The organism is Paraburkholderia sp. CHISQ3 (genome assembly GCF_030464945.1).
In the GTDB taxonomy this organism is placed as follows: Bacteria; Pseudomonadota; Gammaproteobacteria; order Burkholderiales; family Burkholderiaceae; genus Paraburkholderia; species Paraburkholderia megapolitana.
In genome coordinates this window covers 492,848-506,323 of sequence record NZ_JALPRG010000001.1, presented here as the reverse complement: position 1 = coordinate 506,323, position 13,476 = coordinate 492,848, and the positions used below count along the sequence as shown (strand labels likewise).

Sequence of the window (13,476 nt, the reverse complement as noted above, 5' to 3'; positions counted from 1 at the left end):
TGGGGGGAATCGGGGGCTTCGGCTCGCGAGGTGTGTGACGCGCTTCAGTGTGCTTCAGCCCGGCGAACCCGCCGGCAACCGCTGCGCACGCCGTTCCAGCGATACCGAGAACACCGTCAGCAGCAGCGCAGCCAACGCCATCGTCACACCGACCCACGGCAGCGACGTGAGCGGAATGCCCGCACCGATCGCCATGCCGCCCAGCCACGCGCCCGTCGCATTGCCGAGATTGAATGCGCCTTGATTCAGCGTGGACGCAAGATTTGGCGCATGGCTCGCGCGATCGACGATCAGCATCTGCAGCGGCGGCACGATCGAAAATGCGAGCACGCCCCACACGAAGATCGTGATCATGGCAGCGACCGGCGAATGCATCGTCCCGGCGAACACCACGAGAATCACGCAGATCGCCATCAGGAACGCGAGCAGCGACGGCATCAAACGCCAGTCCGCGAGCTTGCCGCCGAGCGTGCTGCCCACCGTCAGCCCGAGACCGAACAGCAGCAGCACGAGCGTGACCGCATGCGGCGTGAAGCCGGTGACGTCCTCGAGAATCGGCGTGATATAGGTGAAGGTCGAAAAGAGGCTCGCCGATGCGAGCACGCTGATACCGAGCACCATCAGCACCTGCGGGTTCTTCAGCACGCTGAATTCACGCACGAGGCTCGCCTTCTGCATCTCGATACGCGCGGGCAGACATACGGCGAGCGCCGCGGCCGCGAGCACGCCAATGCCAGTCACGGCCCAGAACGTCGCGCGCCAGCCCACGGCCTGACCAAGCGCCGTGCCGAGCGGCACGCCGAGTACGTTGGCGAGCGTGAGACCGGTGAACATCAGCGCAATGGCCTGCGCGCGGCGATTCGGTGCGACGAGCCCAGCCGCTACCACCGATCCAATGCCGAAGAACGCGCCATGACAGAACGCCGTGACGATGCGCGCGACCATCAGCACCGCGTAGCCGGGCGCGATGGCGCACAGCAGGTTGCCGAGAATGAATACGCCGATCAGGCTCATCAGCGCTTTCTTGCGCGGCATGTTGGCGACCGCGATCGCGACGATCGGTGCGCCGATCGTGACACCGAGTGCGTAGGCCGACACCAGCATGCCGGCAGCCGGAATCGACACGGCGAGATCGCGTGCGACGTCGGGTAACAGCCCCATGATGACGAATTCAGTGGTACCGATCCCAAAGGCAGCGATGGCGAGGGCGAGCAGGGGTAAAGGCATGATGGGACGGATCGGTACAGGAGCGCGGCGGGTGAGCGGCGCATGCGGCGCGTGTTTTCGGGCCGAAAACGCGGGCGCCAGGGTAAAGCAGTAGGGGATTGTACCTAACCCAAAATCGCCTTGCTGATGTGTAAGCGAAGTGTTGTTTTTCCTGCAGATTTCTAGTCGGGGCTGGGATCGGCGGGATGGGCAGAGGGCGGAACGGCCGTGCCGTGGCGACCCGCCCCGGCCGCAAAGCGCGCGGCGCCAGCGGCTCCTTCGGCAAATACCGCGTCGTAGCCGCCGGCGCCTTCGCGCTGCAGCGCGAGCGCCAGATCGTCGAGCGTGCTGTTTTCGAACGCCGAGCGGCGGTCGGCCCGCAGCGCCGCCTGCGGGAACGCGGCTAACGCGGCGGCCAGCTGTTCGGCGGCGGCCCGGGCCGTACCTTTCGCGACTACCCGGTTGGCGAGGCCGAACGCGAGCGCCTCCTGCGCGTCGACCGGGCGGCCGGTCAGGATCAGATCGAGTGCGCGCGACAGGCCGATCAGCCGCGGCAGGCGGATGGTCCCACCGTCGATCAGCGGAATGCCGACCCGCCGGCAGAACACACCAAGCACCGCATCGTCTTCGACGACGCGCAGGTCGCACATCGCTGCCAGTTCGAGCCCACCCGCGACCGCATGACCGGCGATCGCAGCGATTACCGGTTTGCCGAACGTCATGCGCGTCGGTCCCATCGGACCGGGGCCGCTACCGTCCGCATGCAGTTCGTTGCGACGCGCGTCGTCGCCGAGCGCGGTGAGATCCGCCCCCGCGCAGAACGTGCCGCCCGCGCCGAACAGGACCGCCGCGTGCCACGCAGGGTTGGTATCGAAGCGGCGAAAAGCGGCGCTCAGTGCATCGGCGGTTGGACGATCCACGGCGTTGCGACGCGCCGGACGCTCGAGCACGATCGTCACCACCGTATCGACCGCATCGACTGCTTCGAGCCGGACATGCTCGCCGAACGTTTCCATGATCATCGGTTTCTCCATCGATCTCGCTGCACCGCTGCCATGTCGATCCGTACTCGCGATATGCGATTGCAGTATCGCTGGAACGAAAACGGGCATACCGTATGCGAAATGACTCGCGAGGCAGTCTGGCCGTCAGTACGAAGGGGTAAGCCTGAGCGCGAAACACCCGCAGTTTGCACGGCCGCTGTCACGTGGCTTTCATGATGCACTCGTAGCTTAGGCGCTTTTTAGACGTCGGTGCGCGTTGGCGCTCCGCGCCGGCAGATCGAACTCATTGCATGCCCGTATCCATGTCATCGCCCGCATCCAGCGTTGTGCCGTCCGGGGCCGAACCGGTCTGGATCGTTCCTCTGCCCGAGCATGGGTGGTACGACCACGTACGTCTGAAACGTGTGTTCGGTGCTGCCGGCACGCGTCATCAGGTCGTGCTGGTCGATATGCGCAAGCTGTTGGTGTGTGCGGATCGCGATAACACCGACTACGTGTTGAAGCCCGTCAACGAATGGCACTCGGGCAAGGTGCGCGGCATCCGCGAGTTTCTCGATCCGGAGAACGAACGCATTCCCGAGATGCCGTATGTGACGGTGACGAAGCGGCGTGCGCCGGGGCTCTTCGGCTGGCTGGGACTGGACCACGAAGGCGTCGTGGCGTTTCGCAACGGGCAGCATCGAACGCGCTATCTTGCCGAGGCGGGCGCGCGCTGGATGCCGGTCGAAGTGCACGAGCGCGAGGCTGTGCTGCTGCGCGAAGTATGCGGCGCGCCTGACGATGCGCGTACCGCGTTGCGGCCGGACCCGGGCGCGAACTGAACGTGGGAACGTGGCCGGCGGCGCACGCCGTCAGCGATCCCGCGAGCCGCTGTGCAAGCCCACCGTTACACGTGCGGCGCGACGCTCCACCCATTTGCCTGCTGCGGCATACGCTCGATCAACGTCGGGAGCGGCGCGATGTCGCGGCTGAAGTACTCGATCGTGTGGTCGATGAACGACTGGGTTTTGGCCGCGAGGAAGCGGCGCCCCGGATAGACGATCGAGAGATTCGCTTCCGGATCGTCGACGGTGTAATCGCTCATGATGCGTGTCAACGTACCCGCGGCAAAATCGCTCGCGACGAGCTGCGCCGGCAGGATCGCGATGCCCATCCCCGAGAGCGCGGCGAGCCGGACCATCAGCGTGCTGTTGACCGTGTAGACCTGGTGCAGCGTAACTGGAAGCGAGCGTCCGTCGAGCCCGGCGAAGTGCCACGTCGGGCTGCGTTGCCCCGGCGGCAACCCGACGCAGGCATGCTGCGCGAGCTCCAGCGGCGAGCGCGGTTCGCCGCGTTCGGCGAGATAGCCGGGCGCGGCGCACGGCACCAGCGTGTTGGTGCCGATCGGCTGTTCGATCAGATCCTTGCCCGATATCGAGAACGCCGTGACGATGCCGACGTCGTAGCCGTCTTCGAGCAGATCGACGGGGCGATCGGCGAGCGTGAGCCGTAGCCGGACCTGCGGATGCGTGCGCCGGTAGCCGTCGAGCAGCGGTGTCAGCACAGCCGGCGACAGCGTGCCGGACACGACGACGCGCAGCGTACCGCCGGGTTCGCGTTCGGTATGGGCGACCGTGCCTTCCAGATGATCGAGTTCTTCGAGCAGCCCGCGGCAGCCTTCCAGATAGCGCACGCCGGCTTCGGTCAGTGACAGGTTGCGCGTGGTGCGATTGATGAGACGGGTACTCAGATGCGCTTCGAGCATGGCGATTGAACGCGTGACGAGCGCATTGGACACATCGAGTTGCTGCGCGGCGCGGCGAAAGCTCTCGGTTTCGGCCACTCTGACGAAAACACGCATTGCGTGAATCTGGTTCATGAAATTTCGCCTCGTAGATGGGTATCACGTCCGCCCAGAGTTAAACCGTGCGGCAACATGTCAGCCGATGTCGAGAAGCATTCAGTCAGACAACTGCGATTCCGGATTAAAATCATATTGGCAGTTGTCTGGAATTTCAATATTTATTGAAAAAATACTGCGGCGCTTTACCAGGTATAAAGACGGCCGAGGTTGCGTGGAATTGAATCTACCGATCCGGCATAATTCGCAATGCAATTAATGGAGTGACGGCGTGGATCGCCGCGCCTTCGCCGATTCAACCAATGGGCGCGCACCGCATTGTTCCTGAGCGCGTGAAGAACCGCATGCTGCCTTGCGATTCCTCCGCTACGCCGCAGTTGGTGCGTTACCTCGCTTATTCGCGTGCGATAAACCCGACTTGAATGGTGCCCGCCAAATCTCACTGAACCTCTACCTACGCAATCCGCTTAAAAAACTCCATAGCAGGTTTGCTTCTTTCATTATTTCCACCGCTCCCGGTAAATTGCTTTGGTAGCCGGTGCGCATTTATCCCCGTGGCATCGCATTTTTGTCACAATGGCGAACCCGGAATGCCGTATTGCGTGCGAGAAAGACGAAAATACGTCGCACAATTCAAGGCGACGAGAGACTGGCGGTTTGTCAAAGGTCAAAGCCGGACTTGCGCTATTCTCTGAAGTTTCCGACCTTGCCGATTTCATCCGTACCGACTATGCCCCTCACCCCGTCTTTCTCCGTACCGTGCCCGGACGTCGAGTCGCTCGACGCGATCCTCCCCGAAGAACCGTTGCTGATGATGGGCGCCGGCCCCGTGCCGATTCCCGCGGCCGTTGCGAAGGCCAACACGATCGTCATCAATCACCTGGGCGGCACGATGGCGAAGGTGGTCGGGCAGGTAAAGACGATGGCGCGCTATGTGTTCCAGACGAATTCGAAATGGGTGCTCGGCGTGGCAGGTCCCGGTTCCGCGGCGATGGAAATGGCGATTTCCAATCTGGCGTGGAGCGGCACGCGCGTCCTTAGCATCAAGAACGGCTTCTTCAGCGAGCGGATGGCGGAAATGGGCCGCCGCGTCGGCGCCGACGTCTCGATCCTCGACGTCGAGGACCGTGCGGTGGCGAGCCTCGAAACGGTCGAGGCGGCGCTGCGCCGCGTGCGTCCCGAGATCGTGACGATCGTGCAGGGCGAGACATCGAACACGGTGTGGAACCACCATCTGAAGGACATCGCCGCACTGGCGAAGGCGGCGGGCGCGCTCGTTATCGTCGATGCAGTGTGTACGCTCAGCACGATGCCGCTCGAGATGGACGCGTGGGGTATCGATGCGGTGATTACCGGCGGCCAGAAGGGCTTGTCGTCGATTCCGGGGGTGTCGCTGGTCGCGTTTTCGGAAGCGGCATGGGAGCGCGTGAAGCATCGCGAGCAGCCGAACGCGCACTGGTGCCTCGATGCATCGCTCGCCGAAAATTTCTGGCACAACGCGGGCTATCACTACACGGCGCCGGTATCGGGTGTGCTCGCGCTGCATGAGGCGCTACGTCTGGTTTGCGCGGAGACGCTCGAGAAGCGCTTTGCGCGTCACCTGAAGTGCTCGGTGGCGCTGCAAGAGGGGATCACCGCGCTCGGCCTCACGCTGTATACGCCGCAAGCTTGCCGGCTCAATTCGGTGGTCGGCATCGAGGCGCCGCAGGGCCTGAGCCCCGGCGACATCTGCGGCCACATTTCGCGGCAGCATCAGGTGGAAATATCCGGCTCGTTCGGCTTGCCGATCGTGCGGATCGGTCAGATGGGCGAGCAGTGCCGCGAACATAACCTGTTCAGGACACTGCACGCGTTGGGCCGCACGATGGTGGATCTCGGCGTCGCGGTGGATCTGCCGGCAGGTGTGGCGGCGCTCGAGAAGTCGCTCTCGGGTGGCGCGCGGCCTTCAGTTCGCTGAGCCCTGGTTCGCCGACTGCGCCGTCGAAAGCGGTGCGACGGCGCCACAATCCTCGTGGTATTTAACCTGCAACTTTTGTTCGGCTTGCTGGATATCGTTGGGGTAGTTGTCGTCGTCACCGGCCGACGGGTCATAACCGACCGATTCGAGTTCGGACAGTTCGTTCATCAGTTGCGCGTGGGTAGCGGGTGCACTTAACGGCTTGAACGGGTAGTCGTTGCATTGCTGCGGCGTGAGCCGCGACGATGCGAAGGCGGAGGCGCTCACGAGCATCAACAGCGTGCAGGCGGCCGTGCGGCAGGTCAGTTTCATGATTTCCCTCTCGATGGTGTGAACGGCGGGGCGATGCGCCGCGCCGGCCACCGGTCTCTCTGCGTTCGCGAACGTGCGGCGCGCAACCGGTTGAGGGGAAGCATAGGCAGGCGCATCTATCGGAACGACAGACCGCGGATGAAGATTGTTTTATCGAACCGGCGCCGTAGACGGATGACCAGATCTTCATGTTTCCGCCACCGAACAGTCAGGTAGTCAGGCGTATCTTTACGATCAGGCGGAAGATGCGTATCAGGTACGCGCACCGTGCGAATCCGCCGGCGATGTACTGGAACGCGGGGGCTGCGATGAAACGACTGACAGGATGGATGTTATTGGCAGCATTGTTTGCCACGCCGCTGGCGGCGCTGGCGAAAGTGCAGGGCACGGGCGGCGCGATTGCCGATACGACGCTCGAACAGGCCCGAATCGAGCGTGCCCATCACGTGGACAACGACGCCCGCTACCTGCGCCGGCACAGCAACGAGCGTGCTGGCGATGCGGCGGTGCCATAAGGCAAACGGGGCCGGCGGCGCGTTCAGGTCGAATCCGGGCTGAACCCAGGCCCCTCCGCGCAGCAAACTTAAATATTTTTTCATGAAGCCGATGCGCGGCAGTTAGCGCGATGCGCGTAGCCTGCAAGCTTGTTTCCCGCCCTGCGACAGGCAAGACCGCCTGTCGCGCACTGTGCCCGCAGGCCGAATATGGCATCATGTCCGTCTACTGACAACCTGTCGCACCCATCAGCTACGCAAGCTGAAATCGCTGCGGCGTGCGGAATGATCATGTCAAGAGTACTGACGATCGAAGACGATGAAATCACCGCGAATGAAATTGTCGGGCAACTGAAAAATCGCGGCTTCACAGTCGACTGGGCTGCGAACGGCCGCGACGGCATGGTTCGCGCGATCAGCGACGAATACGATGTGATCACGCTCGACCGGATGTTGCCAGGTGTGGACGGTCTGACCATTCTCACCACCATGCGCAGTATCGGCGTGCAGACACCGGTGTTGATGTTAAGCGCGATCGGCGATGTCGACGAACGCGTGCGCGGCCTGCGTGCCGGCGGTGACGACTATCTGACCAAGCCGTTCGATCCCGACGAGCTGACCGCGCGCCTCGAAGTCCTGCTGCGCCGCAGCCAGATGCCGACGGCGCAAACGGCGATGTCGCTGCGTGTCGGCCCGCTCGAACTCGATCTGATCTCGCGCAAGGTGCAATACAACGGCGAGGAAATCGCGCTGCTGCCCACCGAATACCGGGTGCTCGAATTCATGATGCGGCACGCCGGGCAAACCATCACGCGCACGATGCTATTCGAAGCGGTCTGGGGCTATCACTTCGATCCGGGTACGAATCTGATCGATGTGCATATGGGCCGCCTGCGCAAAAAAATCAATCTTCCCGACGCGAAGCCGATGATTCAAACCGTGCGCGGTTCGGGATATATCCTCGCGTGAGCCGCTTACCTTGACGGACCATTCCTTGCCGGCGCAATCCGCCCTTGAGCATCGTTGGCATTCGACGACCTTTCGTCTGATCACCGTCTACGCCGTGATTTTCTCGCTCTCGGTGATGTTGCTGCTGGGCTTCATCGGCTGGGCTGTTACCGGCGACATGGAGCGCGAAACCGATGTGCCGATGGACTGGCAACTCATCTACCTCGACTCGATGCCGCAGGAGCAACTCGCCGACGCGATCCATCGGCGGCTCGAGCATGAGCGGATGCATACCAACTTCTACGGTCTTTTCTCCGCGGATGGCCAGCATATCGCCGGCGACATTCTGAAATTGCCGCCGGAGCTGGCGGGACACCGACGCGGCAGGACGCTCGAACATACGCTCGTGATCGAAGGCGATCAGCATGCCCCGGTCGTACGGGCGATGGCCGAGCGGATGAAGAGCGGCGAAACGCTCGTGGTCGCGCGCGACCTCACGCACATTCTGAATATTCGCGAAACCATCATTAATGCGCTGGTCGGTGGCGGCATATTTTGTCTTGCCGCGGGCATCGCCGGTGGTCTCGGTTTGAGCGTGCGGCAGATGCGCCGGTTGAAGGCGATTCGCCGCGTCACGCAGCGGATCGCCCAGGGCGATCTTGGACAGCGTCTGCCGATCGGCGGGCGTGATGAAATCGACATGCTGTCGCACCTCGTGAACCATATGCTCGCCGAAGTCGAGCGTCTGATGAACGAGGTGAAAAGTGTTTGCGACGGCATCGCGCACGATCTACGTACGCCGCTTGCGCATGTGCGCACGCTGCTCGCGCATATCGCCGAGCAGACCGACAAGCTCGACGAAGCGGCGCTGTCAGGCCTCGTCGATCGTGCCCGCGGCGAAACCGATGGATTGCTCAACCGCTTTCGCGCGATGCTGCGCATCTCTGAGATCGGCACGTTGCAACGGCGCGGCGGTTTTGGCGAAGTGCAACTCGAAACGCTGGTGCGCGAGGTCGGTGAACTGTACGAGCCGCTCGCCGAGAGCCGCACTATCGAACTGCTCGTGCAGGCATCGCCCGTCGCGCCGATCCACGGCGATCATGCGCTGCTGTTCGAGGCGCTCAGCAATCTGCTCGACAATGCGCTGAAGTTCACCGAGGCGGGCGGCACGGTGCGCGTCGTGCTGACGCAGACACCGCTTGGGCCTCAGGTGGAAATCGTCGACAACGGCCCAGGCATTGCGGCGAACGAACGCGATGCAGTGCTGCAGCGTTTCTATCGCGGCGAGAGTACGCGCCATATCACGGGTTCGGGGCTCGGATTGAGTATCGTGTCGGCGATCGTGCATGTGCACGACTTCACGATGCGGATCGGCAATGCCGATCCTGGCACGCGAGTCACGATCGAATGCTGGATGAAAACGCTCGAATGACCGACCTGATCTTCTCTCACGTTACGATGGCTCGCTGAATGCGCATTCTGTTCGTTTCCGCACCGCATCCCGAATCCGCATGGCTCTTCAAGGCGCTGCAGGAAAGCGCGCATAGCCTGCAGCGCGCGGACGACCTGCGAGACGGTGCGTTTCTCGCCGCACAGGAACCGTTCGACGCGATCGTCATGATGTCGCTCGATCCCGCATCGTACGCGGCGCTGCTCGACATGCTGCCGCAGTTCGCGGCGGCAGCCGCCGGCGCCGCGATCGTTGTTGTACTCGGTGTGGCAAGCTCGCAGCAGCGAGCCCAGGCGCTGCGCGCCGGCGCCGATGCATGTTTCGGCCAGCCGTATTCGTTCATCGAAATGCACGAACGCATGCAGGCGCTGCAGCGTACCGCAGGCGTTAATGCTGGTGCAGCGTCCGGGCCGCCCGCCCCGGGCGCGCTCGCGCTCGACGCGCTCACACGCGAGCTGACCGACGGCACGCGCCGGCTGATCGTCACGCGGCGCGAGTACCTGCTGCTCGAATGCCTGATGCGCCAGGTGAACGCCCCAGTGCCGCGCGATCAGTTGATCCGTTACGCGTGGCCCGAGAAAGACGACGTCGATCCGTCTAGCGTCAACCTGGTGGTGTCGCGGCTACGTCGCAAACTCGTGAACGAACTGCCGGACGTGCAGATCGAAACGGTCAGCCGCTACGGCTACCAGATCACGACCCGGCCGCGCTAGGCGCGCACCTTCCTCGCGCAGTTTCCCCGCTGTTCCCCTTCCTCGGCACCAAGCCGGCAACGCATGCGCCTGCGTGAACGTCAACGCTGCGCTATGCATTTCCCCACATAAAAACTGAAAGACTGAGTTCCAGGCTCGCACGATTATGGAGTCGATATATTGGCAGCGCGAATCCGGATGAAAGACGGATCGACAGATCGATCAGGCATCCCTAATTATTAAACTGGAGGTAGTCGCAATGAAAATGAAGTGCATCGTGGGGGCACTTGTCTGCGCTGGCGCGTTCAGCACCGCGCATGCGCAAAGCAGCGTGACGCTATACGGCATTCTGGATACTGGCATCGATTTTGCGAGCAACGTGAATGGTTCACACCTGTGGCAGATGGCGAGCGGTGTGAGCGCCGGAAGCCGCTGGGGCGTGCGCGGTCATGAAGATCTTGGCGGTGGCCTGTCCGCGGTGTTCGACCTCGAGAGCGGTTTCAGCTCGACGAACGGTAGCCTCGGCAGCGGTCTCGCATTCTCGCGCAATGCGTACGTCGGATTAGCCAGCACGACGAGCGGCACCGTGACGTTCGGGCGCCAGTGGGACCCTGTCGTCGATCTGCTGGAGCCGTATTCGCTCAACAGCACGTACGGCGGCTGGTACTTCTCGCATCCGAATGACATGGACAATCTCGACAACGGCTTCGCCATCAGCAATGCGGTGAAGTACACGAGCCCGACTATCGGCGGATTTACCGGCGAGGCGCTGTATTCGTTCGGCGGCCAGGCGGGGCAGTTCTCGAACGATTCAGCGTATAGCGCGGCGGGTTCCTATACGAACGGTTCGTTCTCGATCGGTGTCGGCTATCTGCGCGTGAACGACCCCGAGGAAGCTGTGCAGAGCTACCAGAACGGTGCCGGCTACACCAACGCGGTGTACGGCACGTATCTGCAGAATGCGCGCAGCCAGAATATCTTCGTAGCGGGCGCGTCGTATACGTTCGGCTCGTTCAAGGCGATGGGCAATTTCTCCGACGTCGACTTCCAGCAAGGCGATGCGGGGCAGGACGTGAAGTTCCAGAACTATGAAATTGCCGGCACTTTTGCAGCGACCAGCCAGTTGAATCTTGCGGCAGGCTTCACGTACACCGATGGCCGCGATCATGCGACCGGGCAGGAGCCGAAGTACGAGCAGCTCAATCTGAGCGTCGAGTACGAACTGTCGAAGCGTACCGCCGTCTACGCACTCGCCGCGCTGCAACGGGCAACCGGTGGAGCGGTCGCGCAGATCGCCGGCTTCGATCCGTCGTCGGACGGCAAGCAGGTGGTCGGCCGCATCGGTATGCGCCACAGCTTCTAAAGCCGTCGATCCGGAAAAGTAAAAAGAGCACATTACCCGTTAGCGGGTAATGTGCTCTCTCTGTTGTGCGACCCTACGATCCGAAATACGGTGTACAGAAATCCGGCGGGCCGACGCATTCGTTCGTGCTATGCGTCGTGCCCGTTGCGCAGCCGGACAGAAGCAGCCCGACCGCGCACGCGGCGATGACGTAGCGGACCGACTGTCCGAGCGCGCTACGCAACGCGGTATGCCGGGCCGTGTTCTTCCGCGATGCCACTTCAGTGCGAGTACAACGTCGAGTTCAGATACGCGAGCTGGCCGTCTTTCTCTGCCTGCACGAGCTCCTGGTAGACCTGCGCACGCGTCTTGCCGACGATAGGCTGGCCATAAGGCGCCACCCACTGGCCGGCTTGCGCGGCGGTCTGTGTGTTGTCCGATGCGACCTGAGTAGCGGCGGCAGCCGGTTGCTGGGTGGGAACGTTCGTCTGTGCGAATGCGGACGTGGCACTGGCAGCACCGACAAGGGCGATAGCGATCATCAACGATTTCATAATAGGCATCCTCATTTATAGTCAGGGTAACTAACCTAGCCGGCAAGCTGTCAGGCTTTCGTAGACCGGTTGATTAAGAGAATAGTCGTCGGGGTATAGCGGATCGATGGTGTGCGGATGAAAAGAAATTTATCTATTGCGTCGTGCCGGAGGCCACGTATTCAAGACCTTAAAGGGAACGTGTCAGAAGATTAAAAACCGTTTCATCAAACTGCCTGTTTCGATCATGGGCACGTCACCGGGTACGCATAAATTGCGGCTACCTGCGCGATGCGCAGGATGACTGCGCATCGGCATCGGCGAGCGGGATGACGAGCGATGCGCGGCTCAATCGCTTCTCTCACCCGGAAACGCATATGAAAAAGGCATTGGCAATCACACTATTCGCGCTCGTGGGGACCGTCAGCACAGCCGCTACCGCCCAAAGCAGCGTGACGCTGTACGGCACGCTCGACACCGGCATCGACTACATCAGCAACCAGAAGGCAGCAGGCGGGTCGGGGCACAGCAACTGGATGATGGAAAGCGGCAACGTCAGCACCGACCGCTGGGGCTTGCGCGGTCAGGAAGATCTGGGCGGCGGTCTGAGCGCGATCTTCGATCTCGAGAACGGTTTCAACATCGACAACGGCAAGCTCGGCAACGGCGGCGATCTGTTCGGCCGGCAGGCGTGGGTCGGTCTGTCGAGCAACCAGTGGGGCACGCTGACCATGGGCCGTCAATACGACTTTCTGGTCGATTTCGTCGCACCGTTGTCGGCGACCGGCTCCGGCTTCGGCGGCAACATCGCCGATCATCCGTTCGACAACGACAACCTGAACAACGACTTCCGCATGAACAATGCGGTGAAGTTTCATAGCGCGACCTACGACGGGTTCTCCGTGGGCGGCGCTTATGCGTTCAGCAACGCGGCTGGCGGTTTCGCCGACAACAACGCGTACAGCTTCGGTGCGAAGTGGTCGGGCGGTCCCGTCGATCTCGCGCTGGCGTACTTCCAGGGGAACCAGCCTGGCGGCATAAATGCACCCGACAACACGGGTGGCGCACTGAGTAGCAGCGACAACGATGCAGTGATGACCGGTGTGCGGCAACGCATTCTCGGTGCAGCAGGGCGCTATGTATTCGGCCCGGCGACGGTCGGCCTCGTGTTCACGCGCACGACACTCGACGATCCGCATCAACTGGCGCAAGGCGGCTCGTACTCGACGATCAATGGCGACTATCTGACGTTCAACAACTACGAACTGAACGCGCGCTATGCGGTAACACCGGCGCTCAACGTGGGCGGGTCGTATACATTCACCGACGGCCATCTCGGCGGCGGCAGTGGCGGCAGTGGCGGCAGCATATCGCCGAAGTGGAATCAGTTCATGCTGCAGGCGGACTACGCGCTGTCGCGCCGCACCGATGTCTATCTGGAAGGGGTTTATCAACGCGTGACGGGCGCGGACGGCGTTGCGGTACTGGGCAATGCGTCGATCTATTCGCTCGCGGCGGCATCCGGTAACCATCAGGCCGTGATCACGGTGGGTATGCGACACAAGTTCTGAGCGTAGCGGGGCGCATGAATAAAAGGCGCCATCAGGACCGGCCTCGCAGGATGGAGCGGGTTGCTAAAACAGGAGTGTTCAAGGCCTGAGTCCCATATGCATGGGACTCAGGCCTTTTAGTTTGCAT

Annotated in this window: 13 protein-coding genes; 8 read left to right on the top strand and 5 right to left on the bottom strand. The window is 62.3% G+C overall.

Going from position 1 to position 13,476, the window contains the following annotated elements; genetic code table 11:
• Positions 1 to 54 precede the first annotated feature (54 nt).
• Together M0D65_RS02205 and M0D65_RS02200 are read right to left on the bottom strand one after the other, a co-directional pair.
• Positions 55 to 1,227, bottom strand: a complete 1,173-nt coding sequence (locus M0D65_RS02205) for an MFS transporter (protein WP_091010132.1) — start codon at positions 1,225 to 1,227, stop codon at positions 55 to 57.
• 161 nt (positions 1,228 to 1,388) lie between these two features.
• On the bottom strand, positions 1,389 to 2,228 hold the full coding sequence (locus M0D65_RS02200; RefSeq protein WP_266250786.1) for a crotonase/enoyl-CoA hydratase family protein: 840 nt from the start codon (positions 2,226 to 2,228) through the stop codon (positions 1,389 to 1,391).
• 272 nt (positions 2,229 to 2,500) lie between these two features.
• Here M0D65_RS02200 and M0D65_RS02195 point away from each other — a divergent pair, with 272 nt between their 5' ends.
• Positions 2,501 to 3,031 carry a hypothetical protein gene (locus M0D65_RS02195; protein WP_091010135.1) on the top strand — a complete coding sequence of 177 codons (531 nt, stop codon included), beginning with the start codon at positions 2,501 to 2,503 and terminating at the stop codon, positions 3,029 to 3,031.
• 65 nt (positions 3,032 to 3,096) lie between these two features.
• Here M0D65_RS02195 and M0D65_RS02190 read toward each other — a convergent pair whose 3' ends face one another.
• On the bottom strand, positions 3,097 to 4,068 hold the full coding sequence (locus M0D65_RS02190) for a LysR family transcriptional regulator (protein WP_091010137.1): 972 nt from the start codon (positions 4,066 to 4,068) through the stop codon (positions 3,097 to 3,099).
• Positions 4,069 to 4,780: 712 nt separating this feature from the next.
• Here M0D65_RS02190 and M0D65_RS02185 point away from each other — a divergent pair.
• Positions 4,781 to 6,007, top strand: a complete 1,227-nt coding sequence (locus M0D65_RS02185) for an alanine--glyoxylate aminotransferase family protein (protein WP_091010139.1) — start codon at positions 4,781 to 4,783, stop codon at positions 6,005 to 6,007.
• On the opposite strand, the gene M0D65_RS02180 is transcribed toward M0D65_RS02185, so the two are convergent.
• Positions 5,996 to 6,319 carry a DUF4148 domain-containing protein gene (locus M0D65_RS02180; RefSeq protein WP_091010141.1) on the bottom strand — a complete coding sequence of 108 codons (324 nt, stop codon included), beginning with the start codon at positions 6,317 to 6,319 and terminating at the stop codon, positions 5,996 to 5,998. The two genes, M0D65_RS02185 and M0D65_RS02180, sit on opposite strands and share 12 nt — an antisense overlap.
• Before the next feature lie 308 nt (positions 6,320 to 6,627).
• Between M0D65_RS02180 and M0D65_RS02175 the strand changes: the two genes are divergently transcribed.
• The 5 genes from M0D65_RS02175 to M0D65_RS02155 all read left to right on the top strand — a co-directional run bounded on the left by M0D65_RS02175 (position 6,628) and on the right by M0D65_RS02155 (position 11,266).
• The gene (locus M0D65_RS02175; protein WP_143098036.1) at positions 6,628 to 6,834 is read left to right on the top strand and encodes a hypothetical protein; all 207 of its coding nucleotides are present in this window, start codon (positions 6,628 to 6,630) and stop codon (positions 6,832 to 6,834) included.
• 270 nt (positions 6,835 to 7,104) lie between these two features.
• Positions 7,105 to 7,782 (top strand): response regulator transcription factor, encoded by a 678-nt coding sequence (locus tag M0D65_RS02170; RefSeq protein WP_091010904.1) that lies wholly within the window; start codon positions 7,105 to 7,107, stop codon positions 7,780 to 7,782.
• A gap of 115 nt (positions 7,783 to 7,897) precedes the next feature.
• Complete coding sequence (locus tag M0D65_RS02165) at positions 7,898 to 9,193, top strand: HAMP domain-containing sensor histidine kinase (protein ID WP_091010905.1); 1,296 nt, start codon at positions 7,898 to 7,900, stop codon at positions 9,191 to 9,193.
• Between the two features lie 38 nt (positions 9,194 to 9,231).
• Positions 9,232 to 9,924 (top strand): response regulator transcription factor, encoded by a 693-nt coding sequence (locus M0D65_RS02160; RefSeq protein ID WP_266250785.1) that lies wholly within the window; start codon positions 9,232 to 9,234, stop codon positions 9,922 to 9,924.
• A 244-nt stretch (positions 9,925 to 10,168) separates the two neighbouring features.
• Positions 10,169 to 11,266 carry a porin gene (locus M0D65_RS02155; protein ID WP_091010906.1) on the top strand — a complete coding sequence of 366 codons (1,098 nt, stop codon included), beginning with the start codon at positions 10,169 to 10,171 and terminating at the stop codon, positions 11,264 to 11,266.
• A gap of 260 nt (positions 11,267 to 11,526) precedes the next feature.
• On the opposite strand, the gene M0D65_RS02150 is transcribed toward M0D65_RS02155, so the two are convergent.
• The gene (locus M0D65_RS02150; protein ID WP_266250784.1) at positions 11,527 to 11,799 is read right to left on the bottom strand and encodes a hypothetical protein; all 273 of its coding nucleotides are present in this window, start codon (positions 11,797 to 11,799) and stop codon (positions 11,527 to 11,529) included.
• Between the two features lie 356 nt (positions 11,800 to 12,155).
• Here M0D65_RS02150 and M0D65_RS02145 point away from each other — a divergent pair, with 356 nt between their 5' ends.
• Positions 12,156 to 13,349: a porin gene (locus M0D65_RS02145; protein ID WP_266250783.1), complete on the top strand. Its 1,194-nt coding sequence runs from the start codon at positions 12,156 to 12,158 to the stop codon at positions 13,347 to 13,349.
• The last annotated feature ends 127 nt before the right edge of the window (positions 13,350 to 13,476 follow it).